Origin of the sequence: Streptomyces sp. R11 (genome assembly GCF_041051905.1) — a bacterium.
GTDB lineage: Bacteria > Actinomycetota > Actinomycetes > Streptomycetales > Streptomycetaceae > Streptomyces.
The window spans coordinates 6614627-6637957 of record NZ_CP163432.1 but is presented as its reverse complement, the minus strand read 5'-3'; the positions used below and the strand labels follow the sequence as shown (position 1 = coordinate 6637957).

General features: G+C 69.9%; 16 protein-coding genes. 3 read left to right on the top strand and 13 right to left on the bottom strand.

From position 1 onward, the window contains the following. Nucleotides 1-30: 30 nt before the first annotated feature. Genes AB5J55_RS30715 through AB5J55_RS30705 form a run of 3 tightly spaced genes read right to left on the bottom strand, consistent with a single transcriptional unit; the run spans nucleotide 31 to nucleotide 3755 of the window. Nucleotides 31-984 carry a carbohydrate ABC transporter permease gene (locus AB5J55_RS30715; protein ID WP_369273729.1) on the bottom strand — a complete coding sequence of 318 codons (954 nt, stop codon included), beginning with the start codon at nucleotides 982-984 and terminating at the stop codon, nucleotides 31-33. Further along, the gene (locus tag AB5J55_RS30710; protein WP_369273728.1) at nucleotides 981-2033 is read right to left on the bottom strand and encodes an ABC transporter permease; all 1053 of its coding nucleotides are present in this window, start codon (nucleotides 2031-2033) and stop codon (nucleotides 981-983) included. Before AB5J55_RS30710 ends, AB5J55_RS30715 begins: the two co-directional genes overlap by 4 nt. Before the next feature lie 27 nt (nucleotides 2034-2060). Beyond that, complete coding sequence (locus tag AB5J55_RS30705) at nucleotides 2061-3755, bottom strand: extracellular solute-binding protein (protein WP_369273727.1); 1695 nt, start codon at nucleotides 3753-3755, stop codon at nucleotides 2061-2063. A 345-nt stretch (nucleotides 3756-4100) separates the two neighbouring features. On the opposite strand from AB5J55_RS30705, the gene AB5J55_RS30700 reads away from it, so the two are divergent. Next, a complete protein-coding gene (locus tag AB5J55_RS30700) occupies nucleotides 4101-6938 on the top strand; it encodes a glycoside hydrolase family 3 C-terminal domain-containing protein (RefSeq protein ID WP_369273726.1) in 2838 nt (945 codons plus the stop codon). A gap of 112 nt (nucleotides 6939-7050) precedes the next feature. On the opposite strand, the gene AB5J55_RS30695 is transcribed toward AB5J55_RS30700, so the two are convergent. The 3 genes from AB5J55_RS30695 to AB5J55_RS30685 form a co-directional block, all read right to left on the bottom strand. After that, nucleotides 7051-8496 (bottom strand): aldehyde dehydrogenase family protein, encoded by a 1446-nt coding sequence (locus tag AB5J55_RS30695; protein ID WP_369273725.1) that lies wholly within the window; start codon nucleotides 8494-8496, stop codon nucleotides 7051-7053. A gap of 181 nt (nucleotides 8497-8677) precedes the next feature. Continuing rightward, complete coding sequence (locus tag AB5J55_RS30690; RefSeq protein WP_369273724.1) at nucleotides 8678-10357, bottom strand: PucR family transcriptional regulator; 1680 nt, start codon at nucleotides 10355-10357, stop codon at nucleotides 8678-8680. 142 nt (nucleotides 10358-10499) lie between these two features. Continuing rightward, nucleotides 10500-12599 (bottom strand): ATP-binding protein, encoded by a 2100-nt coding sequence (locus AB5J55_RS30685; RefSeq protein ID WP_369273723.1) that lies wholly within the window; start codon nucleotides 12597-12599, stop codon nucleotides 10500-10502. A 252-nt stretch (nucleotides 12600-12851) separates the two neighbouring features. Here AB5J55_RS30685 and gabT point away from each other — a divergent pair, with 252 nt between their 5' ends. After that, nucleotides 12852-14186, top strand: a complete 1335-nt coding sequence (gabT, locus tag AB5J55_RS30680; protein ID WP_369273722.1) for a 4-aminobutyrate--2-oxoglutarate transaminase — start codon at nucleotides 12852-12854, stop codon at nucleotides 14184-14186. Nucleotides 14187-14378: 192 nt separating this feature from the next. Further along, nucleotides 14379-15251, top strand: a complete 873-nt coding sequence (locus AB5J55_RS30675; protein WP_369273721.1) for a phosphatase PAP2 family protein — start codon at nucleotides 14379-14381, stop codon at nucleotides 15249-15251. Here AB5J55_RS30675 and AB5J55_RS30670 read toward each other — a convergent pair. The 7 genes from AB5J55_RS30670 to AB5J55_RS30640 form a co-directional block, all read right to left on the bottom strand. After that, nucleotides 15190-16980 (bottom strand): chitinase, encoded by a 1791-nt coding sequence (locus tag AB5J55_RS30670; protein ID WP_369273720.1) that lies wholly within the window; start codon nucleotides 16978-16980, stop codon nucleotides 15190-15192. The genes AB5J55_RS30675 and AB5J55_RS30670 overlap by 62 nt on opposite strands. 69 nt (nucleotides 16981-17049) lie before the next feature. Further along, nucleotides 17050-17493: a hypothetical protein gene (locus AB5J55_RS30665; protein ID WP_369273719.1), complete on the bottom strand. Its 444-nt coding sequence runs from the start codon at nucleotides 17491-17493 to the stop codon at nucleotides 17050-17052. A gap of 128 nt (nucleotides 17494-17621) precedes the next feature. Next, on the bottom strand, nucleotides 17622-19049 hold the full coding sequence (locus AB5J55_RS30660; RefSeq protein WP_369273718.1) for an NAD(P)/FAD-dependent oxidoreductase: 1428 nt from the start codon (nucleotides 19047-19049) through the stop codon (nucleotides 17622-17624). A gap of 22 nt (nucleotides 19050-19071) precedes the next feature. Continuing rightward, nucleotides 19072-19872, bottom strand: coding sequence for an ABC transporter permease (locus AB5J55_RS30655; RefSeq protein ID WP_362384090.1), 801 nt, complete (start codon nucleotides 19870-19872; stop codon nucleotides 19072-19074). Next, nucleotides 19873-20802: an ABC transporter permease gene (locus AB5J55_RS30650; protein WP_365057714.1), complete on the bottom strand. Its 930-nt coding sequence runs from the start codon at nucleotides 20800-20802 to the stop codon at nucleotides 19873-19875. It abuts the gene before it with no gap. Then, on the bottom strand, nucleotides 20802-21956 hold the full coding sequence (locus AB5J55_RS30645) for an ABC transporter ATP-binding protein (protein ID WP_369273717.1): 1155 nt from the start codon (nucleotides 21954-21956) through the stop codon (nucleotides 20802-20804). Before AB5J55_RS30645 ends, AB5J55_RS30650 begins: the two co-directional genes overlap by 1 nt. Next, entirely contained in the window at nucleotides 21953-23200 is a 1248-nt protein-coding gene (locus tag AB5J55_RS30640; RefSeq protein ID WP_369273716.1) for a spermidine/putrescine ABC transporter substrate-binding protein, read from the bottom strand. The genes AB5J55_RS30645 and AB5J55_RS30640 overlap by 4 nt, the downstream gene beginning before the upstream one ends. Nucleotides 23201-23331: the final 131 nt, after the last annotated feature.

Below are 23331 nucleotides of genomic sequence, written 5' to 3'. Positions count from 1 at the left end.
GGACTGCTTCCATGTGTGTGCGCGCGTCGGTCAGCCCTTCACCGCGCCCGTGAGCATGCCCTTCTTGAAATGCCGCTGGACGAAGGGAGACAGCACGGCAACCGGCAGCAGAGCCATCACCATGACCGCCATCTGCACGGCCAGCCCCGACAGTTGCCCCGTCTTGATGGCCTGCCCGAGTCCGACCGGCGCCTCCTGCTTCTGGACCAGCTGGATCATGACGTTCTGCAGCGGCATCATGTCCTGGTCGTTGAGGTACAGCGACGCGTTGAACCATGCGCTCCAGTAGCCGACCGCGTAGAACAACGTGATCACCGCGATGACCGCTCGCGACAGCGGCATGACGATCTGCCACAGAATCCGGAAGTCACCGGCGCCGTCGATGCGCGCACTGTCGACGAGCTCCTGCGAGATCCCCGTGAAGAACCCGCGCAGCACAAGGATGTTGAACACACTCACCGCGCTCGGCAGGATCAGGGCCAGATAGGAGTCCGTCAGCCCGAGGGTCTGCACCAGCAGATACGTCGGGATGAGCCCGGCGCTGAAGAACATCGTCGCCAGCAGCGTCATCAGGATCCAGCGATGCCCGAGCGACCCGCTGCGGGACAGCCCGTACGCACACAGCACGGACACGGCCATCGAGAACAGCGTGCCGACGAGGGTGACGAGGACACTGATGATCGCCGCGCGGGTGACCTGTCCGCCGCTGAGCAGTTCCTTGTAGGCGATGAAGGTGATGTCCTTCGGCACCATCACCAGCCCGCCCGCCTCGTCGATCGTCCTGCGCGAGGAGAGACTGGTGACGGCCACGATCCACAGCGGGAAGAGGATCCCGAGGCAGGCCAGCGTCAGAGCGAGACCCTTGCCCGCGAGGCCGGCCCTGGAGGGCTCCTCCTCCCAGCTGGGCCGAGGCGGCGCCTCCCACCAGCCTGGCTCGCGGGGCTGCTTGCCGAGCCGCGCGGGCTCGTCGATCACGGCGCTCACTTCTTGTACACCCCCTGCTCGCCCATGAGATGGGCCACCTTGTTCGCGGCGAGGACCAGTCCGAGGCTGACGACGCCCTTGATGAGGCCTGCGGCGGCCGCGTAGCTGAAGTCCTGGTTGCGCACGCCGTTCCACCACACGAAGGTGTCCAGGACCTCCGCGGCGCCCGGCCCCACCATGTCCCGTTGCAGCAGGATCTGTTCGAACCCGACGGTCAGCGCGTCACCGACGCGCAGCACCAGCAGCAGGGCGATCACGGGCCGCAGCGCGGGCAGGGTGACGTGCCACATACGGCGCCAGCGCCCGGCGCCGTCCATCGCGGCGGCCTCGTACAGGTCCGGGCTGACCGAGGCGAGCGCGGCGAGGAAGACGATGATCCCCCAGCCGGCGTCCTTCCATACGCTCTGCGCGGTGATCAGCAGCGGGAAGGTGTTCGGGTCGGTCATGAAGTCGAGGCCGTCGTAGCCGTGCTGTCGGAGCAGTTGGGAGAAGATCCCGGCGCCGCCGAACAGTTGCTGGAAGACGGCGATGACCAGCACCCAGGAGAAGAAGTGCGGCAGGTAGAGGATCGCCTGCGAGACCGCCCGGATCCGGGGCCTGACCACGCTGTTGATGAGCAGGGCGAGCAGGATCGGGATCGGGAAGAACAATACGAGCTGGAGGAAGAAGAGGATCAGCGTGTTCTGGACGGCGTTCCAGAAGGCCGAGTCCTCGAAGATCCGCTGGAAGTTCTCCAGGCCCACGAAGGGGCTGTTCAGGATGGAGACGACGCCGTTGTCGCTGATGTAGGGGTCGTACTCCTGGAACGCGACGACGTTGCCGAGGATCGGTACGTAGTTGAACAGCAGCACCAGCACGACGGCCGGCAGCGTCATCAGGAGCAGCAGGCGGTCACGTCTGAACCGGACCCTGAAGCCCAGCTTCCCCGAGGGGGTCTTCCCGGTCCGCAGGGCGGGGCCGGTGGCGGCGCCGGACGCCGCCGGGGTCTCCTCGCTCGGGGTCTTCCTCTTCGCCTCGGCACTGCCGCGAGGCACCGTGCTGTGGGACACGGCCGTCTCCTTGCCTCGAACCCCGGATCAGTTGGCCGCGCTGCCGTTGTCGTCGAGGATCTTCCGGTACCAGTCGCGCAGCTTGTCGCCGCCCTTGCTCTTCCAGTCGGAGACGGCCTGCTGCACGTCACTGATCTTCTTGCGGCCGCGCACGACGTCGTCCTCGAGCTGCTCGAAGTCGTTGGAGAGGTTGGTGTAGCGGGTCGGCTCGGTGATCTGCATGCCGTAGAACGGCGTCTTCCTGGTGACGGCGCCCATCCGCTGCTGCCACTCGACCGCGCCCTTGCCGATGTCCGGGAAGTCCGGGCGGGCGATGGTGGGGGCGGGGCCGGCGACCATGACGTAGGCGTTGACGACCTCGATGTTGCCCTTGTCGTTCTTGGTCGGCACGCCGTCCTTCACCGTGTAGTGGGTGCCCTCGACCCCGTAGTTGGTGAGCATGTACTCCTTCGTGCCGTACGGCGCCGCGGTCACGTTGGCGACCGCGAGGACATCGCGGATGACGGCCTCGGAGGCGTTCTTGCTGACGAAGGCGAAGATGTTGGCCGGGTTCGTGGCGAAGAGCGTCGGGGCGCCGCCGGCGTGGCCGAAGACGTCCATGCCCCAGATCTCGAAGTCGGGGTTCTGGGCGGCCTGGACGGCCTGCTGCCCCCACCAGCTGGACATGTCGTTGTTGTAGATCAGGAACTCGCCGGCGGCGAACTTGGTGCTTGGGTCGACGGCCTGACTCTTGCCGAGCTTGAAGTCGGGGTGGACGACCCCGGCGGCGAACAGCTTGCGGGTCCACTCCAGGGCCTCGAGGTACTCCTCGGTCTCCGCGCGGTAGACCAGCTTGCCGTCGACGAGGTTCCAGCCGAGCGCCTTCTCGCTGCCGGACAGCACCCCGAAGGCGTTGAAGGCGGTCCACTTCATGTCGCCGCACGCCCACCGCTTGGCCTTGGCGTTGGTGATGTCCTTGGCCAGCGCCATGAACTCGTCGCCGGAGGTGGGGACCTCGTAGCCCTCCTTGTCGAAGATGTCCTTGCGGTAGAAGGGCACGATGTTGGGGACGTACGACGCCGGCATGGGCAGACCGCGCAGCTTGCCGCCGAAGATGGAGCGCTGCCACGCGTCCGTCGGGATCGCGGCGAGGTTCGGGTACTCCTTGACCGCGTCGCCCGACAGGTGCGGCCCGAGGTCGGCGAACTTGCCGATGATGGCGCTGGGTATCTTCCCGCCCATGTTCCAGCCGGGTATGACCACCACGTCGGGGACGTCACTGGAGGCGAGCACCGCGCCCAGCTTCTGGTCGTAGGTGTTGCCGTCCTGGTTCTGCCAGCGGACGTCGACGCCGGTCAGGTCGTTCATCGCCGTGTAGTAGGCGTTGTCTCCCTTCGGCGGCGAGCCCCAGAACGGCGACATGATGGTGACCTTGCCGCCCTTGCCGAGCTTCTTCGGCACCGAGGTCTTCAGGGTGGCGAGGTCCACCTTGCTGGTGAAGCCGACCGCGGAGCCGTTCTTCGCGGGGATGTCCGGCGTCACCACGTTGCCGGCCACGTACGCCGGCAGGATCTTCTTGGCGTCCTTGCCCGACGTGGTCCCCTCGCGCGAACCGCTGTCCGAACCGCCGCAGGCGGCGAGCAGCGGCATCCCGCCGGCCACCGCTGCGGTGGCGACCGCCGTGGAGGCGAGGAAGCTTCTCCGGCTGGGTCCGGAGGAGGCTGAATCGGCGTTCGGCGTCATTGCGTCAACCCTTCATGGCGCACCTGGACACCCGGCGGTGGGCCGTCGGCTGCGGTGTCGTAAGTGGAACTGGCTGAGCTGAAGCGGTCCTCCGACCACTGGGACGAGATCCGAGAGATCCGATGAGATCCGCCGTCGAAGCGCTTCGATGTTGCTGCGAGGTTAAGTGAACACCCATGGGTGCACAAGGGTCGCTTCCAAGATTCCTCCGAGGTGCCGAAAGGGACCTTTCCTTATGCATTGCTTGAACTGGCGGCGTTGATGTCTTGACACTCACCCCCGAGTCGACTGAGCATCGAAGCGCTTCGAAAGGGTCTGGCCGCTCCATCGCAAGGGGAACCCCACGTGACCGCACAAACGCCGCCTACGCCACCTTTCCGTGATCGGCGACTGCCGTTCGCGAAGCGCATCGACGACCTGCTGTCGCGGCTCACCCTCGACGAGAAGATCGGATTTCTGCACCAGTTCGCGCCGGCCGTCGAGCGGCTCGGCATCGACGCGTTCCGCACCGGGCAGGAGGCCCTGCACGGCGTGGCGTGGATGGGCCCGGCCACCGTCTTTCCCCAGGCGATCGGCCTCGGCGCGACCTGGAACACCGATCTCGTACGCCGGGTCGGCGAGGCCGTCTCCAAGGAGACCCGCGCGATGCGGGCCGGCGACGACCGCGTGGGCCTGAACGTCTGGTCCCCCACGGTGAACCTCCTGCGCCACCCTCTGTGGGGCCGGAACGAGGAGGGCTACTCCGAGGACCCGAAGCTCACCTCGGCCATCGCCACCGCGTACACCCGCGGCCTGCGCGGCGACCATCCGACGTACTGGCGCACCGCCCCCGTCCTCAAGCACTGGCTGGCCCACAACAACGAGACGGGCCGCGACGTCACGTCCTCGTCGGTGCGCCCGCGCGTCCTCAACGAGTACGACCTGCGTGCCTTCCGCGAGACGGTCCAGGCGGGCACGACAGCCGGGGTGATGCCGGCCTACAACCTGGTCAACGGCCGCCCCAACCACGTCTCGCCGTATCTGCGCGAGCACCTGCGCACCTGGACCGACGAGGACCTCCTGGTCTGCTCGGACGCCGGGGCGCCCTCCAACCTGGTCGACTCCGAGCACTACTTCGACACCCACGAGGAGGCCACGGCGGCCGCGATCCTCGCCGGCGTCGACAGCTTCACCGACCACGGCACCGACAGTTCGAAGATCACGGCGCGGGTCCGCGGGGCCCTGGACCAGGGCCTGCTGACCGAGGCGGACCTCGACACGGCGGTCCGCCGCCAGCTCTCGGTCCGCTTCCGCCTCGGTGAGTTCGACCCGGAGTACGACCCGCACGTGCTCACCAAGGACTTCGACACCCCGGCCCACCGGGCGCTCGCCCAGGAGGCCGCGGAGCAGGCGGTCGTGCTGCTCAAGAACAGCGACGGTCTGCTGCCGCTCGCGCCCGACACCCGGCTCGCGGTGGTCGGCCTGCTCGCCGACGAGTGCAAGCTCGACTGGTACAGCGGCACGCTCATCCACCGCTCCACCCCGCTGGAGGGCCTGTACGAGCGGTTCGGCGCGGAGCGCGTGGAGTTCGCGGAGGGCGTCGACCGCGTCCTGCTGAAGACCTCGGCCGGAACCTTCCTGCGCGTCCCCGAGGCCGCCGCCGACGACGAGGTGCGCGGCGCAGAGGGCGCCCTCGACCCGGCCCTGCTCGTCGGCCGTACCGACCTGCCCCCGCTGACCTGCGACCCGACCGGCACCGAACTCGCGCTCGTCGACTGGGGCGAGGGCGTGCTGACGCTGCGCGCCCCCGACGGCCGCTACCTCTCCGTCGCCGAGGACGGCTGCCTCCGCGCCTCCGCCGACCAGCCCGGCGGCTGGGTCGTCCAGGAGACGTTCCGTCTGGAAACGCATGAGAACGGGCACCTCCTCCGGCATCTCGGCACGGGTCACCACGTCTCAGTCGCCGCCGACGGCGTCAGGGTTGCCGAAGCGAATCCGGAGGCTTTCGAGCTCATCGTCATCGAATCCGGCGAAGACGCCGTGGCGCGTGCCACCTCGCAGGCGGACGTGGTCCTGGTGGTCGTCGGCAACGACCCGCACATCAACGGCCGCGAGACCGAGGACCGCACGACACTGGCCCTCCCCGCCCATCAGGAGCGCCTGCTGCGGGCCGCCCGCGCCGCCAACCCGAACACGGTGCTGGCACTGGTGTCGGCGTACCCGTACGCGGTCGACCCGGCCGCGATCCCGGCGATGCTCTGGACGTCCCACGGCGGCCAGGCGGCCGGCACGGCCCTGGCCCGGGTCCTGGCCGGCGACGTCTCCCCCGCGGGCCGCCTCCCGCAGACCTGGTACGCCGACGACGCCGACCTGCCCGGCCTCCTGGACTACGACGTGATCGGTGGCCGCCAGACCTACCTGTACTTCGAAGGCGCTCCGCTGTTCCCGTTCGGCCACGGCCTGTCGTACGCGAGCTTCTCGTACGCCGACCTGCGGACGACGGTGGACGGCGACGCGGTGACGGTCACCTTCACGGTCACCAACACCGGCGACATGACGGCCGACGAGGTCGCCCAGCTCTACACCCGGGCCGTGGAACCGACGGTGCCGCGCCCACGCCGCGAGCTTGTGGCGCACAGCAGGGTGCGGCTGGCTCCCGGCGAGCGGCAGGAGCTGAGCTTCGAAGTCCCGCTGTCCGCCTTCGACTTCTGGGACGTCGCGCGGAGCGGGTGGCGCCGCGAGCCGGGCCCGTACGAGATCCTGGCCGGCGCTTCCAGCGAGGACATCCGCCTGCGTACGACGGTAATCCTGGACGGCGAGAAACCCGCCCCGCGCCCCGTCCTCCGACGCGGCATGAACCCGGCCGACTTCGACGAGCAGATCGGCATCGCCATCGTCGACCGTACGAAGGCGTCGGGCGACGCGGTGACGCCGGCGCGGGGCGACTCGGGCGAACTGCTCTACCGGCACTGCGACTTCGGGGCCGGCGTCACGCAGGTGACGGCGGCGGTCTCCGGCGACGGTGTGGTCGAGGTGTCGCTGGACGGGGGGCCGGTGCTCGCCGTACTGACGTCCCGGGCGCCGGATGCGAACCCGTACGACTACTCGACGGTGAGCGCCGGGATCACCGCCGACGGCGTCCACGACGTCCACCTCGAACTGCGCGGCCCACTGCGGCTCGCGCACGTCGGCTTCTCCGGTTGAGGGTCCGGAACAGGTCGGCACAGGAAGGGGCCCGGCACCGGAAGGCATCGGCGCCGGGCCCCTTCGGGAGCCTATATGAAAATGGTTCCCATTAGATAGCCTTGTGCATGGCTCAGAGAGCGATGCCGGTGAGGACCATCACGCGCTCGTAGGTGTAGTCGTCCATCGCGAACTTCACGCCCTCACGGCCCACGCCGGACTGCTTGGCGCCGCCGTACGGCATCTGGTCCGCACGGTAGGAGGGCACGTCGCCGATGACGACGCCGCCGACCTCGAGGGCGCGGTGGGCGCGGAAGGCGGTCTGCAGGTCGTGGGTGAACACACCTGCCTGCAGGCCGTACTTGGAGTCGTTGGCGGCGGCGAAGGCGGCGGCCTCCCCGTCGACCTTCTGCACGGTGAGGACGGGCCCGAAGACCTCCTCGCACGCGAGGGTCACGTCGGCCGGTACGTCGGTCAGGACGGTCGGCGCGTAGGAGGCGCCGTCGCGCTTGCCGCCGGTGAGAAGGCTGGCCCCGGCGGCGACGGCCTCCTCGACCCACGTCTCGACGCGCTTGGCGGCGTCCTCGCTGACCAGCGGGCCGACGTCGGTGGCGTCGTCACCCGGGTCACCGGTGACCTGGGCCTCGACGGCGGCGACGATGCGCGGCACGAGCCGGTCGTACACGGACGCGTCCGCGATCACCCGCTGCACGGAGATGCAGGACTGGCCGCCCTGGTAGTTGGAGAACGTGGCGATGCGGGTCGCGGCCCAGTCGAGGTCCGCGTCGGAGGCGAAGTCGGCGAGCACGATCGCCGCGCCGTTGCCCCCCAGCTCCAGGGTGCAGTGCTTGCGCGGCACCGAGTCCATGATCGCGTAGCCGACCTTCTCGGAACCGGTGAAGGAGATGACCGGCAGGCGCTCGTCCTGGACCAGGGCGGGCATACGGTCGTTCGGCACCGGGAGGATGCTCCAGGAGCCGGCCGGAAGCTCGGTCTCGGCGAGCAGCTCGCCGATGATCAGCCCGGACAGCGGGGTGGCCGGGGCGGGCTTCAGGATGATCGGCGCGCCGGCGGCGATGGCCGGGGCGATCTTGTGGGCGCACAGGTTGAGCGGGAAGTTGAAGGGCGCGATGCCGAGGACGACACCCTTGGGGAAGCGCCGGGTGAAGGCGAGCCGCCCCTGACCGCCGAGGTCGGTGTCGAGCCGCTGGGCCTCGCCGCCGTTGAACCGCCGGGCCTCCTCGGCCGCGAACCGGAACACGGACACGGCACGGCCGACCTCGCCGCGGGCCCACTTCATGGGCTTGCCGTTCTCGGCCGAGATCAGCCGGGCGATCTCCTCGGTCCGCTCGACGAGCCGCCTGCTGACGTGGTCGAGGGCGGCGGCACGTACGTGGGCCGGCGTCGCGGCGAAGTCCTCGCGGACGGCGTACGCGGCGGCCACGGCCTCCTCGGTCTGCGCGTCCGTCGGCACGCTCACCGTGCCGACGACCCGCCCGTCCCACGGGGAGGTCACATCAAAGCTGTCCTCGCCGCTGACCTGGCGGCCGGCGAGCCAGAAGGCGTGGGTGGAAGTCATATGGATTCCCGGCCCTTCCGCGATTGGGGGTGTCCTGGTGTGTCGTGGTCCACGGTAGGGGCGCGGGGGCGGCGGGGCGTTTGTCCGGGGTGTAGTGGTGAAGGGCCGGGGTTCGACGGATTGGCACAGCGGCGGTTCGGCTCGACGCCGACCCGGATTTTCCGGCCCTGGTCTTTCGGTCCTACTCGGTCGACGTCGCCTTCAACGCCAGCCAGAGCTCCATCCGCACGTCCGCGTCGTCCAGCGAACGCCCCAGAATCTCCTCCACCCGCCGCATCCGGTACCGCAACGTATGCCGGTGCACCCCGAGATCCGCGGCCGCCGCATCCCACTGCCCGTGCCGCGACAGCCAGGCCCGCAGCGAGGCGACGAGATCCCCCCGCCCCGTGGCGTCGTGCTCGTGCAGCGCCCGCAGCAACCCGTCCGCGAACGCCTTCACCGCGTCGTCCGCGAGCAACGGCAGCACCGACCCCGCCGCCATCTGCTCGTGCTCCACGCACACCCGCCCCCGCCGCCGAGCCACCGACAGCGCCTGCTCGGCCTGCTTGTACGCCGCCGCCGCTGCGATGGGTCCGGCCGGCGCCGAGAGCCCGACGACCAGTTCGTCCTCGTCGGCGCTCCCCGCCTGCTCCGGTACGGTCCCGGTCCGCGCCGCCTCCAACGCCGCCGCGTAGTCCGCGCACGCGTCCACCGCCGCACCCCCGTCCGCCGCGAGCACCACCAGCCGCGCCGTGTCGCCCTCCCCCTCGGGCACCACCAGCACCGCTTCCCCGGCCCGGGCCGCCGCCGACTCCACGATCTCGGTGAGGCCACCCAGCGGATCGCCGCTCGCCTCGGAGGCGGCGACCAGCACAGCGGCGGACGCCTTGGTGAGGGCCACCCGGCTCCCGGAGTCCACGACCCGCGCCGCCGACACCGAGGCTGCCTCGGCGACGATCACCCGGAAGGGCGCGTCCAGGAGCCCTCCGTACAGGTCCCCGGCCACCGCCCGCGCATGATCCGGCTCCCCGGCGAGCAGCATGCGCAGCACCGCCGCGCCCACCCGAGCCTCGGCCGCCTGCAGCGAACGCGACCGCTCGGTGGTCAGGGTCAGCAGCGCGATGGCCGAGTGCACGGCGTACCGCTCCGCCGTGCCCAGTGCCGCCGCCGTGCCCACGGCCAGGGCGGCGCGGGGCCGGCGGCCGGTGCCCAGGGTGTGCAGCTCGACCCGGTCCTCGTTCTCCGGCCCGCCCACGACGGACGACGCCGGCGCCGGCCGCTCCCGCAGCCGCTCCACGTCCGCCGTGAGCCGTGCCGCCCGCCGCCCGGCCCACTCCGGCGCGGTAGCGACGACGGCGCCGGACGCGTCGTACAGCGCCGCCCAGCCGTCGACCTGCGAGGCCAGTGCGGCCAGCAGCCCTTCCGGCCCGTCGGTCAACGCCTGCTTGGTCAGCTCCCGTTGCGCCGCGAACCCCGCCGTCACCGCCCGGTACTGGTCCGCCGCGATCGCCGCCGACACGGCCTTGCTGATGGCGAGGAAGGGAGTGCGGCGCGGCACCTCCAGAAGCGGCATGCCCTCCTGTGCCGCCGCGTCGACGAGTGCCTCGGGGATGTCCTCGTAGTTGACGCCGACCGCGAAGCCGAGCCCGACCACGCCCGCGCCGGCCAGCCGCCGCACATAGCGCTGCATCGACTCGGGGTTCTCCGCGTCCAGCTTGAGCGCGGTGATCAGCAGCAGTTCCCCGCCCTCCATATAGGGGACCGGGTCGGCGAGCTCGCTGGCGTGCACCCAGCGCACGGGCACGTCCAGGCGGTCCTCGCCCGCCCGCACGGTCAGCTTGAGGGCGGAGTGGTGCAGGAGCGAGGCGAGCGTGGGGGGCATGAGGCCTTCAAATCGGTGTGAGCTCTGTGACCGCTGGATCTTCGGTGATCTCTGTGATCATTTGGCCGCTGTGTATGAACGGCCTGTGCCGATTCTGCCTCACCGGAAGGTCACCGCGCGGCCTGACGCCCGTACCCCCAGGTCACCCCCGCAGATCCACCAGCAACGGCGGCGCGTGCTCGCCCTGCACGCTGGTGAGCGACAGCACCGCATGCCCCGGCGGCACCGCGTGCGCCAGCTCGGACGCCGACCAGCGCTCCCGCTCGACCTGGCGGACGGTCACCGCCCGCGCGGTCGGCGCCTTGCCGGTGATCACCCGCCGCAGCGCGTGCACCGCCTTGCCGGCCGGGGTCTCCGCGATGATCTGCCGGTCGGTGACGTCCCGCGCCTCGGTCCACTCCTTGCCCCACACCTCGGCGAAGTCCTGCCCGTCCCAGGGCGTGATCCCGGCCAGCGCCATCCGGCACCCGGCGGCGCCGAGCAGCGGCCCGCGCAGCTGCCTCGGTGCGTCGTCCAGGCTGCGCAGCGTGAGCACCGCGCCCGCGTTGCCCGACCGCAGCCGCTGGATGCCCCGTACGGCCTCGGGCGTCACGACGCCGGTCGCGTCGTCCAGCACCAGGCAGGCGAACAGCGACCGGTCCTCCCGTACCGCGATGCTCGCCGTGAACTGCGCCAGCACCAGCCGCGCCAGCATCCGCGACGCCTCCGCGTGCCCGCGCGCGGGCAGGTCGATGCGGACCCGGACGGGGTGGTCGAGGGCCTTCAGCGAGAACGGCCGCGACTGCCCGGACGTGTCGAAGAACCCGGCGAAGGCGGGGCGGTCGAGCAGCGCCACCCGGTCCGCGAGCACGGCCGCCACATCCCCGGGGTGCCCCGACTGCCGCTCCCGCGCGTCGAGTTCACGGATGAGCGACTCCTGCCCGGACCCCTCCAGCGCCGTGCGCAGCGCACCGAGCGCACCGGGGGCGCCGTCCAGCAGCTGCCGCAGCTCGGCCACGGACGGGAAGCGGTGATGGACCGCGCGGAACGGCCCGAGCAGCTGAGCCAGCACGGTGGTGGAGCGGCGGCTGTCGCTGCCCGGATGCGGGTCGGCGAGATCCCCGACGAGCGCCTCGGCGAGCACGGCCGCGGCCTCGTCGGGGTCGCCGGTGCCGCCGTACAGGTCCAGGTCGTAGACCGAGTCCGGGTTTCCGATCCGTACGACGACGTCGTACGAGTCCTCCGGTCCCAGCCCCGCGCCCGCCGCGCCGACCACGACCACGGCGGCCCGTCCGGCGAGCGCGTGCAGGCACAGCGACTCGGCGAGCGGCCGCACCACGGTCCCCGTCTTGCCGGACCCTGCGGGCCCGACGGCGAGCATGGAGGTGCCGAGCAGATCGGGTCCGAGGCCCAGTCCCGTCCCGCGATAGGCGTACGGATTGCGGGGATCGTCGGCGGTCGTGCCGAGCCGCACCTGACCGCTGACGAGGTCGTGCCGCGCGACCCGCGCCGGTACGTCGCGCTCACCCGACGGGTGCAGACAGGCGGCGGCGCCGTCCTTGAGCACGGCGCCACTGAAGGTGGCGAGGTCGTGCCGCCCGCTGCGCACGCCCTGCCAGGCGCGGGCGATGCGGGCGTAGTCGACGTCACGCATCAGCCCCGACCGCGCGTCGGCGCTCAGCCGCTCGGCGGCGTCCGCGGCACCGGCTGTGCGCAGCGCGGGCCACGACGCGGGGTCCTGCTCGGGGGCGGGCGCACGCTCGGGCGCCGGTGCCGTGCGACGCCAGGCGGGCGGACCGTAGCGACGCCAGACCTCGCCCCAACGGCCCAGTCGGCCGACGGCGAGCATTATGGCGAGGGCGATGAGCGTGTAGTAGCTGTACCAGAGGACGGCGTTGCCGACGCGGTCGTTGTTCTCGCGCCAGGAGTCCGGGGTGAACAGCTCCAGGGGCAGCACCCACCAGCCACCGAGATAGCCGTTCCAGAGCAGCGACCAGATCAGCCACCCGACCAGGAAGGCGATCACCGCCCCGCTCAGCAGCTGCCGACCCGGGATCCGCTCGGGCTCCTCGTCCGGCCGGGGCACATGCCCGAACCGCCACACGCCGGCCGGCGCCTCCGGTCGCGGTGCCCGCAGCCAGGTCAGGAACGCCGAACCATCCGGCACCGGCGGCACCGAGGGCCGCGGCGGCACAGCGGAGCGTGATCGCGGCACAGGCGTCGCGTGCGTACCCCGCGCGTCCTGCGTCCCGTCGCCGTCCATCGCCCTTGCCCCCTGACCAGCCGCTCCGTCCACCATCAGCGAGCCAATCTAACGCCCTCTGCTGGGGAGTTCACCGCTTACACGGCCGACCGAACGGATCGAGCTGCTCCAGACACCCGGCGTCGCTATGTCCACGACGGACAACCGGACCCGCTGACAACGCCCACATGGAGCATGCCCACCCCCCGTTCCCCGCCCTAGCCTGCGAGAAAAGAACAAGACAAGCGTCCGCAAAACCCCCAGGAGCCCCTCATGAGCGCACTTCCGCAGGAGCGCCGCCTCGTCACCGCCATCCCCGGCCCGAAGTCGCAGGAGCTGCAGGCCCGCCGTACCGCCGCGGTCGCGCAGGGCGTGGGCTCGGTGCTGCCGGTGTTCACCGCGCGCGCGGGCGGCGGCATCATCGAGGACGTCGACGGGAACCGGCTCATCGACTTCGGTTCGGGCATCGCCGTGACGTCCGTCGGCGCGTCCGCCGAAGCGGTCGTACGCAGGGCGAGCGCGCAGCTCGCCGACTTCACCCACACCTGTTTCATGGTCACGCCGTACGAGGGCTACGTCGCCGTCGCCGAGGCGCTGGCCGAGCTGACGCCGGGTGACCACGCGAAGAAGTCGGCGCTGTTCAACTCGGGTGCCGAGGCCGTCGAGAACGCCGTCAAGATCGCCCGTGCGTACACCAAGCGCCAGGCCGTCGTCGTCTTCGACCACGGCTACCACGGCCGTACGAACCTCACGATGGCGCTGACCGCGAAGAACATGCCGTACAAGCACGGCTTCGGCCCGTTCGCGCCCGAGGTCTACCGCGTGCCGGTCGCCTACGGCTACCGCTGGCCGACCGGTGCGGAGAACGCCGGACCGGAGGCCGCCGCGCAGGCCATCGACCAGATCTCCAAGCAGGTCGGCCCGGAGAACGTGGCCGCGATCATCATCGAGCCGGTGCTCGGCGAGGGCGGCTTCATCGAGCCCGCCAAGGGCTTCCTGCCGGCGATCAGCAAGTTCGCCTCGGACAACGGCATCGTCTTCGTCGCCGACGAGATCCAGTCCGGTTTCTGCCGCACCGGCCAGTGGTTCGCCTGCGAGGACGAGGGCATCGTCCCGGACCTGATCACCACCGCCAAGGGCATCGCGGGCGGTCTGCCGCTCGCCGCCGTGACCGGTCGCGCCGAGATCATGGACGCCGCGCACGCCGGTGGCCTGGGCGGCACCTACGGCGGCAACCCGGTGGCGTGCGCCGGTGCGCTGGGCTCCATCGAGACCATGAAGGAGCTCGACCTCAACGCCAAGGCGAAGAACATCGAGGCGACCATGAAGGCCCGCCTGACCGCCATGGCCGAGAAGTTCGACATCATCGGCGACATCCGCGGCCGCGGCGCCATGATCGCCATCGAGCTGGTGAAGGACCGCACCACCAAGGAGCCGAACGCGGAGGCGACCGCCGCGCTCGCCAAGGCCTGCCACCAGGAGGGCCTGCTGGTCCTGACCTGTGGCACCTACGGCAACGTGCTGCGCTTCCTGCCCCCGCTGGTGATCGGCGAGGACCTCCTCAACGAGGGCCTCGACATCATCGAACAGGCCTTCGCCCGCATCTGAGGTCACAGCAAAACCACTGGTGAGCGACAGGGGCCTCGTCCCACGCGACTCGTCCGCCCCAGCCCCGGCGCCTTCCGTGATTCCGGGGCCGGGGCGGCTACCGTCAGAGCGTGTGAAGAAGGTGTGCGAGGTGGATGTCAGGACGCCATTCCGGCTGTCTAACACCATCGCCCTGCCGTAGGTTCTAAGCAGATGAGAGATACACCCCGCCCAGAGGGGACTCTGGGCGACTTCGGGCCGAGGCCTCCCCAGCTTCGACCTGGCCGTGCCCTCGCGCACACACCCGGAGCTTCTGGCTCCGGATCTCCTCACCGATCGGACAGTCGCCCGCCCCAAACCCCCCGGGGCGCGCGACCATCCGATCCGGACGGCCGCCCCGGAACCACCCCCCCTGTTCCGGGGCGGCCGACCTCCCTCTTCGTCCTTCTCGGACTCCTCGGGCTTCCCGCCCTTCTCTTCGCGCTCATCACCTGGCAGGTGGTGGCCGACGGCCCGCTGGTCGACCTCGACGAGGCGACCAGCCAGGCCCTGACTCATCCGGACCCCTTCTCCGAACTCCTCGCCGACCTGGGCAATGTGCCCGTCGCGGTGCCCGTGCTGGCCGTGAGTCTGATGTACGTCGCCTGGCGGGCCCGCAGCACTGGTACACACCACTGGTGGTTGCCGGTCGCCTCCGCGGCGCTGCTCATGGCGCTGGTCCCGGCCCTGGTGATCCCCCTCAAGATCCTGACGGACCGCCCCGGCACCCCGGTCGTGCCGCCCGCCACCGGCTACTACCCGTCCGGCCACACGGCCACGGCCGCCATCGCCTACGGAGCCGCGACCCTGTTGCTGCTGCCGTGGCTGAGCTCCGTGTCCGCCCGCCGCGCAGCCCTCGTGACGTGCGCCGTCCTCAATCTCGGGGTCGGCTTCGGGCTGGTCCGGCGCGGCTACCACTGGCCACTGGACGTAGTGGCCAGTTGGTGCCTGTGCACGGTGCTTCTCACGCTGCTGTGGCTGCTCCTCAGCCGAAGTAGCCGTCGAACGTCCGCTGAAACTCCCAGCTTCCGTACCGGTCCCAGTTGATCGACCACGTCATCAGGCCGCGCAGTGCCGGCCAGGTGCCGTGGGTGGCGTACGAGCCGCAGTTCGTCCTCTTCGTCAGGCAGTCGAGGGTCTTGGTGACCTCGGCCGGAGGGACGTGGCCGTTGCCCGCGTTGGTCGAGGCGGGCATGCCGATCGCCACCTGGTCGGGGCGCAGCGGCGGGAAGACGTTGCTCGCGTTGCCCGCGACCGGGAAGCCGGTCAGCAGCATGTCGGTCATGGCGATGTGGAAGTCGGCGCCACCCATGGAGTGGTACTGGTTGTCCAGGCCCATGATCGGGCCCGAGTTGTAGTCCTGGACGTGCAGCAGCGTCAGGTCGTCACGCAGGGCGTGGATGACCGGCAGATACGCCCCTGCCCTCGGGTCCTGGCCGCCCCACTGGCCGGTGCCGTAGTACTGGTAGCCGAGCTGGACGAAGAACGTCTCCGGGGCCATCGTCAGCACGAAGTCGTCGCCGTACTTGGCCTTCAGGGACTTCAGGGCCGAGATGAGGTTGACGATCACCGGAGTCTTCGGGTTCTTGAAGTCCGTGTCGTCGGCGTTCAGGGAGAGTGAGTGGCCCTCGAAGTCGATGTCCAGGCCGTCGAGGCCGTACTCGTCGATGATCCTCGACACCGACGTCACGAAGGTGTCCCGCGCGGCCGTCGTCGTCAGCTGGACCTGGCCGTTCTGGCCGCCGATGGAGATGAGCACCTTCTTGCCGGCCGCCTGCTTGGCCTTGATGGCCGCCTTGAAGTCGGCGTCGCTCTCCACGTTCGGGCACTCCGTGACCGGGCAGCGGTCGAAGCGGATGTCGCCCGAGGTGACCGAGGTCGGTTCGCCGAAGGCCAGGTCGATGACGTCCCAGCTGTCGGGGACGTCGGCCATGCGGGTGTAGCCGGAGCCGTTGGCGAAGCTCGCGTGGAGGTAGCCGACCAGGGCGTGGGCCGGGAGGTCCGTGCCGCCGCCCGGTCGGGCGGGGGTCGTTGCCGTCACCGTGGCCGACTTCGCCGACTCGCCGGCGTCGTTCACCGCGGCGACCTGGAAGCCGTACGCCGTGGAGGGCGAGAGCCCGCCGATCGTGGCGGAAGTACCGGTCGCCGTCTGGACCTTGGCGCCGTCGCGGTAGACGGCGTAGCCAGTCGCGCCCGGCACCGCCGACCAGGACAGGGCGACGCTGGACGAGGTGACCGCTCCCGTCTTCAGGCCGGTCGGGGCGGCCGGCGGCTGACCGGCGTCCACTCCGGGTCCGACGAGCGAGATGTCGTCGGCGTAGTAGGCCCCGGTGCCGTACCAGCCGTGGGTGTAGAGGGTGACACGGGTGGTGGAGGGGCCCGTCCGGAAGGTCGTCGTGAGCTGCTGCCAGCCGGGGGCGGACTGGGTCCAGGCGGAGACGTCGGTGGTACCGGTGCCGCTCGCACCGAGGTAGACGTACGAGCCGCGGACGTATCCGGACAGGGTGTACTGGGAGTCCGGCTTCACGGTGACGGTCTGCGCGCACCGGGCGTTGTCGCTGCCGGCCGGGGTGGCCTGGAGGGCATGACTGCCGCTGCGGACGGGGGTGTTGACGGTCGTGCCGGCCGTGCAGGTCCAGCCGTCGAGGCCGGCTTCGAAGCCGCCGTTGCGGGCCAGGTCCGCGTCGGCCGCACGGGCGGCCGACGAGAGCGCGGTGACGCCGGGCAGGGTCAGTGCCGCGGCGGTCAGGAGGGCGAGAGGTCTGAAGCGATCCACAAGTGCCTCCAGGCATGGGGGAAATGGAGGGTGGAGCCGCACACAACTTGGTCCAGACCAATCTTCCTGTCAAGAGTCGGCGAGCCCTGCCGCCGCCTCGTGCATGGCCAGTTCGAGCAGCGCCGGGTCGGTGAGGGTGCCGGTGCCGTCGGGTGGGACCAGCCAGCGGGTGCCGCCGGTGGCGCGGCCCGGGTACGGAACGACGATCCAGGTGCCGGCCCCGGCCGTACGGATGCCGGTGCCGAGCCAGCGGGCGGCCGTGCCGGGCGGCACGAAGAAGCCCATGCGCGCGTCGCCGAAGTCGACCAGGACCGGGCCCGGTTGGTCGATGATGCGGGTGAGCACATCGAGGGTCGGATAGCCGAGCTCGCCCGGCAGGATGAGTACGTCCCAGGCCTTGCCGGCCGGCAGCAGTGCGACCCCGAGGGGGTTGCGCTCCCACTCCCAGCGGCAGGCTTCGGGATTCGGCGCAACGGATGCCAGCCACTCGACGGCCGTCTTCGCCCCTGTCATGACGGTGACCTCCCTTTTCCTTGTGGACGCTGATCGCGTCACGGGGAAGAGGGAGGTCCACCGGCAGGCATTACGCGGGTTCTCACCGCCAGTTTTGAGTGAGCTGAGTCACACCCGCCGAGCGGGCTTCAGCTGTCGAAGCCGAGGCCCAGCCGGTCCATCGCCTTGAGCCACAGATTGCGCCGCCCGCCCTGCGCGTCGGCCCGGGCCAGCGACCACTTGGTGAGGGCGATGCCGGTCCAGGCGAAGGGCTCCGGCGGGAAGGGCAGCGGCTTTCTGCGGACCATCTCGAGCTGCGTGCGCTCCGTCCGCTCCCCCGCCAGCAGGTCCAGCATCACGTCCGCGCCGAACCGGGTCGCGCCGACGCCGAGGCCCGTGAAGCCCGCCGCGTACGCCACGTTGCCCTGGTGGGCGGTACCGAAGAACGCCGAGAAGCGCGAGCAGGTGTCGATCGCGCCGCCCCACGCGTGCGTGAAGCGGACGCCCTCCAGCTGCGGGAAGCAGGTGAAGAAGTGCCCGGCGAGCTTGGCGTACGTCTCCGGCCGGTCGTCGTACTCGGCCCGTACCCGGCCGCCGTACGGGTAGATGGCGTCGTAGCCACCCCACAGGATGCGGTTGTCGGCGGAGAGGCGGAAGTAGTGGAACTGGTTGGCCGAGTCGCCGAGGCCCTGGCGGTTCTTCCAGCCGATCGACGCGAGCTGATCCTCGGTCAGAGGCTCGGTCATCAGGGCGTAGTCGTAGACCGGGACGGTGTAGGAGCGGACACGCTTGATCAGGTTCGGGAAGATGTTCGTGCCGAGGGCGACCTTGCGGGCGCGGACCGAGCCGTACGGAGTGCGTACGGCCATCCCCGCGCCGTACGGCTTCAGGGTGAGGGCGGGGGTGTGCTCGTACACGCGGACGCCGAGGTCCAGGCAGGCCTGCTTCAGGCCCCACACCAGCTTGGCCGGGTTGAGCATGGCGACACCCCGGCGGTCGTAGAGGCCGGCCTGGAAGGTCGGTGAGTCGACCTGTGCCCGCACCGCCTCGGTGTCCAGGAACTCGACGCCTTCGGCGAGTCCCTTGTCCCTCAACTCCTCGTACCAGTCGCGCAGTTCCCTCGCCTGGTAGGTCTCGGTGGCGACGTCGATCTCGCCGGTGCGTTCGAAATCGCAGTCCAGGGAGTACCGGGCGACCGCCTTCTCGATCTCGTCGAGGTTGCGGGCGCCCAGCTCCTCCAGCTTGTGGATCTCGTCCGGCCAGCGGGTGAGCCCGTTGGGCAGACCGTGGGTGAGGGAAGCGGCGCAGAAGCCGCCGTTGCGGCCCGAGGCGGCCCAGCCCACCTCGCGGCCTTCGAGCAGCACGACATCCCGCTGCGGGTCGCGCTCCTTGGCGATCAGCGCGCTCCACAGTCCGCTGTACCCGCCGCCGACGACCAGCAGGTCGCAGGTCTCGGCGGTGGTGAGGGCGGGTTCGGGGTGCGGGCGGCCGGGGTCGTCCAGCCAGTACGGGACCGGCTGGGCGTCGGAGAGTGCCTTCGTCCAGTGATTGCCAGAACTCATGGCGCTTGGGGCCATGATTTCAACTCCCTACAGGGGTTTATGCCTTCTGCTTCTTACGGCGGTTTCCGATGGCCATGGAGGCCAGGACGAACAGTACGGCGATGATGAACATGGCCGTACCGATGACATTGATCTGAACGGGCGTTCCGCGCTGGGCCGAGCCCCAGACGAACATCGGGAAGGTGACGGTGGAGCCCGCGTTGAAATTGGTGATGATGAAATCGTCGAAGGAGAGCGCGAAAGCGAGCATCGCACCCGCCGCGATTCCCGGGGCGGCGATCGGCAGGGTGACCCGGACGAACGTCTGGAAGGGGCCGGCGTACAGATCCTGCGCGGCCTGTTCCAGCCGCGGGTCCATCGACATCACGCGCGCCTTCACCGCCGTCACGACGAAGCTCAGGCAGAACATGATGTGCGCGATGAGGATCGTCCAGAAGCCGAGCTGAGCGCCCATGTTGAGGAACAGGGTGAGCAGCGAGGCGGCCATGACGACCTCGGGCATCGCCATCGGCAGGAAGATCAGCGAGTTGATGGCGCCCCGCGCGCGGAAGCGGTACCGGACCAGTGCGAAGGCGATCATCGTGCCCAGCAGCGTGGCGCCGATGGTCGCCCAGAACGCGATCTGGAGGCTGACCGACAGCGAGCCGCACAGGTCGGAGACACCGCACGGGTCCTGCCAGGCGGCCGTGGAGAACTCCTGCCATTCGTAGTTGAAGCGCCCCTTCGGTTTGTTGAAGGAGAAGATCGTCACGATGACATTGGGCAGGAGGAGGTAAGCGAGCGTCAGCAGTCCCGCGATGACGACGAGATTGCGCTTGAGCCAGTTGACGAAGGTCATTTAAACCAGATCCTCCGTGCCGGACCTGCGGATGTAGACCGTCACCATGACGAGGATGGCGGCCATGAGGATGAAGGAAAGAGCCGCGGCCGTCGGATAGTCCAGAATCCGCAGGAACTGCGTCTGGATGACGTTTCCGACCATGCGGGTGTCGGTCGAGCCGAGCAGGTCGGCGTTGACGTAGTCACCGGCCGCCGGGATGAAGGTCAGCAGCGTGCCGGAGACGACGCCGGGCATCGACAGCGGGAAGGTGACCTTGCGGAAGGTGGTGATCGGCTTGGCGTACAGGTCGTTCGCCGCCTCGTGCAGCCGTGGGTCGATGCGCTCCAGCGAGGTGTAGAGCGGCAGGATCATGAACGGCAGGAAGTTGTACGTCAGACCGCACACCACCGCGAGCGGCGTGGCCAGCACGCGGTCGCCCTCGGTCATGCCGAGCCAGCTGGTGACGTCCAGGACGTGCAGCGTGTTGAGGGCGCCGACGACCGGGCCGCCGTCCGCGAGGATCGTCTTCCAGGCGAGGGTGCGGATCAGGAAGCTGGTGAAGAACGGCGCGATCACCAGGATCATGATCAGGTTCCGCCAGCGCCCCGCCCGGAAGGCGATGAGATAGGCGAGCGGGTAGCCCAGGACCAGGCACAGGATCGTCGCCGAGCCGGCGTAGAGCACCGAGCGCAGGAACTGCGGGTAGTAGTCGGACAGGGCGTCCCAGTAGGTCGCGAAGTGCCAGGTGACCTTGTAGCCCTCCTCCAGCGAGCCCGTCTGCACGGACGTGGAGGCCTGGTAGATCATCGGCAGCGCGAAGAAGACGACCAGCCACAGGATGCCGGGCAGCAGGAGCCAGTACGGCACCAGGCGGCCGCGTTTGCGGGGCGGCTTCTTCTCGGGGGCGGTCGGGGTGAGAGGCGGCGGCGCCTCGGTGACTGTCGCCATCAGACCGCCGCCTCTTCCTGGATGCCCGCGTCGATGTCCTGGGCGGCGTCGAGCCCGAAGGTGTGCGCGGGGTTCCAGTGCAGGACGACCTCGGCGCCGGGTACGAGCCGGTCGTCCCGGTCGATGTTCTGGGCGTAGACCTCGAACTCGGGGCAGACGGGGCTGTCGACGACGTACTGCGTGGAGACGCCGATGAACGAGGAGTCCGCGATCCTGCCGGTGATGCGGTTGCGGCCCTCGGGTATCTCGCCCGCCTCGTCGGCATGCGTGAGGGAGATCTTCTCGGGACGAACGCCGACCAGGACCTTGCCGCCGGTCGCCGTGGCCGCGCTGCACCGCGCCTCGGGCAGGACCAGCTTGCCGCCGGCCGCCTTCAGCACGATGTCGCCGCCGCTCTTGGAGTCGACCTCGGCCTCGATGAAGTTGGAGGTGCCGAGGAAGTTGGCGACGAACGTCGTGCGCGGGTTCTCGTAGAGGTCGGTCGGCGAGCCGAGCTGCTCGACGCGGCCCGCGTTCATCACGGCGACGGTGTCGGCCATCGTCATGGCCTCCTCCTGGTCGTGCGTGACATGGACGAAAGTGATGCCGACCTCGGTCTGGATGCGCTTGAGCTCCAGCTGCATCTGGCGGCGCAGCTTGAGGTCGAGGGCGCCGAGGGGCTCGTCGAGGAGGAGCACCTTGGGGTGGTTGATCAGCGCGCGGGCGACGGCCACACGCTGCTGCTGGCCACCCGACAACTGGTGCGGCTTCTTGCGGGCCTGCTCGCCGAGCTGGACGAGGTCGAGCATCTCCTCGACCTGCTTCTTCACGCTCTTGATGCCGCGCCGGCGCAGGCCGAAGGCGACGTTCTCGAAGATGTCGAGGTGCGGGAAGAGAGCGTACGACTGGAAGACCGTGTTCACCGGCCGCTTGTACGGCGGGAGCGCGGTGACGTCCTGTTCGCCGAGGTGAACGGTGCCGGAGGAGGGTTCCTCCAGGCCGGCGATCATGCGCAGGGTGGTGGTCTTGCCGCAGCCGGAGGCGCCGAGCAGGGCGAAGAAGGAGCCCTGGGGCACGGTCAGGTCGAGCGGATGGACGGCATGGAAGGAGCCGTAGGTCTTGCTGATGCCGGAGAGGCGGACGTCGCCGCTGGTGTCGTTCGTCATGGTGGTCACGCCCCTGTGAGCTTCGCGAACTTCTCTTCGTAGGCCGTCTCTTCCTTCGAGCTCAGTGAGCGGAAGGCGCGGGACTGGGCCTGCATGGCCTTGTCGGGGAGGATCAGCGGGTTGTTCGCCGCGTCCTCGTCGATCTTCGCGAGCTCTTCCTTCACGCCGTCGACGGGACAGACGTAGTTGATGTAGGCGGCGAGCTCGGCCGCGGCCTTCGGCTCGTAGTAGAAGTCGATGAGCCGCTCGGCGTTCGTCTTGTGACGGGCCTTGTTGGGGATCAGCATGTTGTCGCTGGACGTCATGTAGCCGCTGTCCGGGATGAGGAAGTCGATGTCCGGGCTGTCGGCCTTGAGCTGGACGACGTCACCGGCCCAGGCGAGGCAGGCCGCGAAGTCTCCGCTGGTGAGGTCTGAGGTGTAGTCGTTGCCGGTGAACCGGCGGATCTGCTTGTTGTCGACGGCCTTCTGGAGCCGGGCGATCGCCGCGTCGTAGTCGTCGTCGGTGAACTTGGCGGGGTCCTTGCCCATGTCGAGCAGGGTCATCCCGATGGTGTCGCGCATCTCGGTCAGGAAGCCGACGCGGCCCTTGAGCTTGGGGTTGTCGAGCAGGTCGGAGACCGTCTTCACCTCGACGCCGTCGAGCGCCTTCTTGTTGTAGGCGATGACGGTCGAGATGCCCTGCCAGGGGTACGAGTACGCCCGTCCCGGGTCCCAGTCGGGGTTGCGGAACTGCTGGGAGAGGTTGGCGAAGGCGTGCGGCAGGTTCGACGGGTCCAGTTTCTGGACCCACCCGAGGCGTATCAGACGCCCGGCGAGCCAGTCCGTGAGGACGATGATGTCGCGCCCGGTCTCCTGGCCCGCCGCCAGCTGCGGCTTGATCTTCCCGAAGAACTCGTTGTTGTCGTTGATGTCCTCGGTGTACTTGACCTTGATGCCGGTCCGCTTCGCGAACTGCTCCAGCGTCGGGTGGTGCTTGCCGCTGTCGTCGACGTCCATGTACTCGGTCCAGTTGGAGAAGCTGACCTGCTTCTCCTTCGCCGAGTGGTCCTCGGCGGACGTGCCGCCCTCGGTCTTGCCGGCCGCGGGGATACCGCAGGCACTGAGCGCCCCAAGTCCGCCCACCGCGAGAGCGCCGCCGGTGGAGGCGCGCAGCAGGGAACGGCGGGTCATGGCGGCCCGGCCGTTGCGCAGGCTGCGCCGCATGGCGGCCACTTGGGCCGGGGACAGGCGGTCGGGCTCGTACTGCTCCATGCGCGTGGTGCCCTTTCGGGAGATCGGGAGGGAGGGGAGGCCGGCCGCGGGGAGGGGCGAGGCGGCCGCGCCGGTCTGGTCCGGTCCGACATCCCGCCTGGTTCAGTCCGCTCAGGCCGGGGCCGGTCCGG

Excerpts from the sequence above, each read along its gene's own strand:
- AB5J55_RS30705 (WP_369273727.1), bottom strand. The coding sequence starts at position 3,755 with ATGACGCCGAACGCCGATTCAGCCTCCTCCGGACCCAGCCGGAGAAGC.
- AB5J55_RS30695 (WP_369273725.1), bottom strand. The coding sequence starts at position 8,496 with ATGACTTCCACCCACGCCTTCTGGCTCGCCGGCCGCCAGGTCAGCGGC.
- AB5J55_RS30690 (WP_369273724.1), bottom strand. The coding sequence starts at position 10,357 with ATGCCCCCCACGCTCGCCTCGCTCCTGCACCACTCCGCCCTCAAGCTG.
- AB5J55_RS30685 (WP_369273723.1), bottom strand. The coding sequence starts at position 12,599 with ATGGACGGCGACGGGACGCAGGACGCGCGGGGTACGCACGCGACGCCT.
- gabT (WP_369273722.1), top strand. The coding sequence starts at position 12,852 with ATGAGCGCACTTCCGCAGGAGCGCCGCCTCGTCACCGCCATCCCCGGC.
- AB5J55_RS30675 (WP_369273721.1), top strand. The coding sequence starts at position 14,379 with ATGAGAGATACACCCCGCCCAGAGGGGACTCTGGGCGACTTCGGGCCG.
- AB5J55_RS30665 (WP_369273719.1), bottom strand. The coding sequence starts at position 17,493 with ATGACAGGGGCGAAGACGGCCGTCGAGTGGCTGGCATCCGTTGCGCCG.
- AB5J55_RS30660 (WP_369273718.1), bottom strand. The coding sequence starts at position 19,049 with ATGGCCCCAAGCGCCATGAGTTCTGGCAATCACTGGACGAAGGCACTC.
- AB5J55_RS30655 (WP_362384090.1), bottom strand. The coding sequence starts at position 19,872 with ATGACCTTCGTCAACTGGCTCAAGCGCAATCTCGTCGTCATCGCGGGA.
- AB5J55_RS30650 (WP_365057714.1), bottom strand. The coding sequence starts at position 20,802 with ATGGCGACAGTCACCGAGGCGCCGCCGCCTCTCACCCCGACCGCCCCC.
- AB5J55_RS30640 (WP_369273716.1), bottom strand. The coding sequence starts at position 23,200 with ATGGAGCAGTACGAGCCCGACCGCCTGTCCCCGGCCCAAGTGGCCGCC.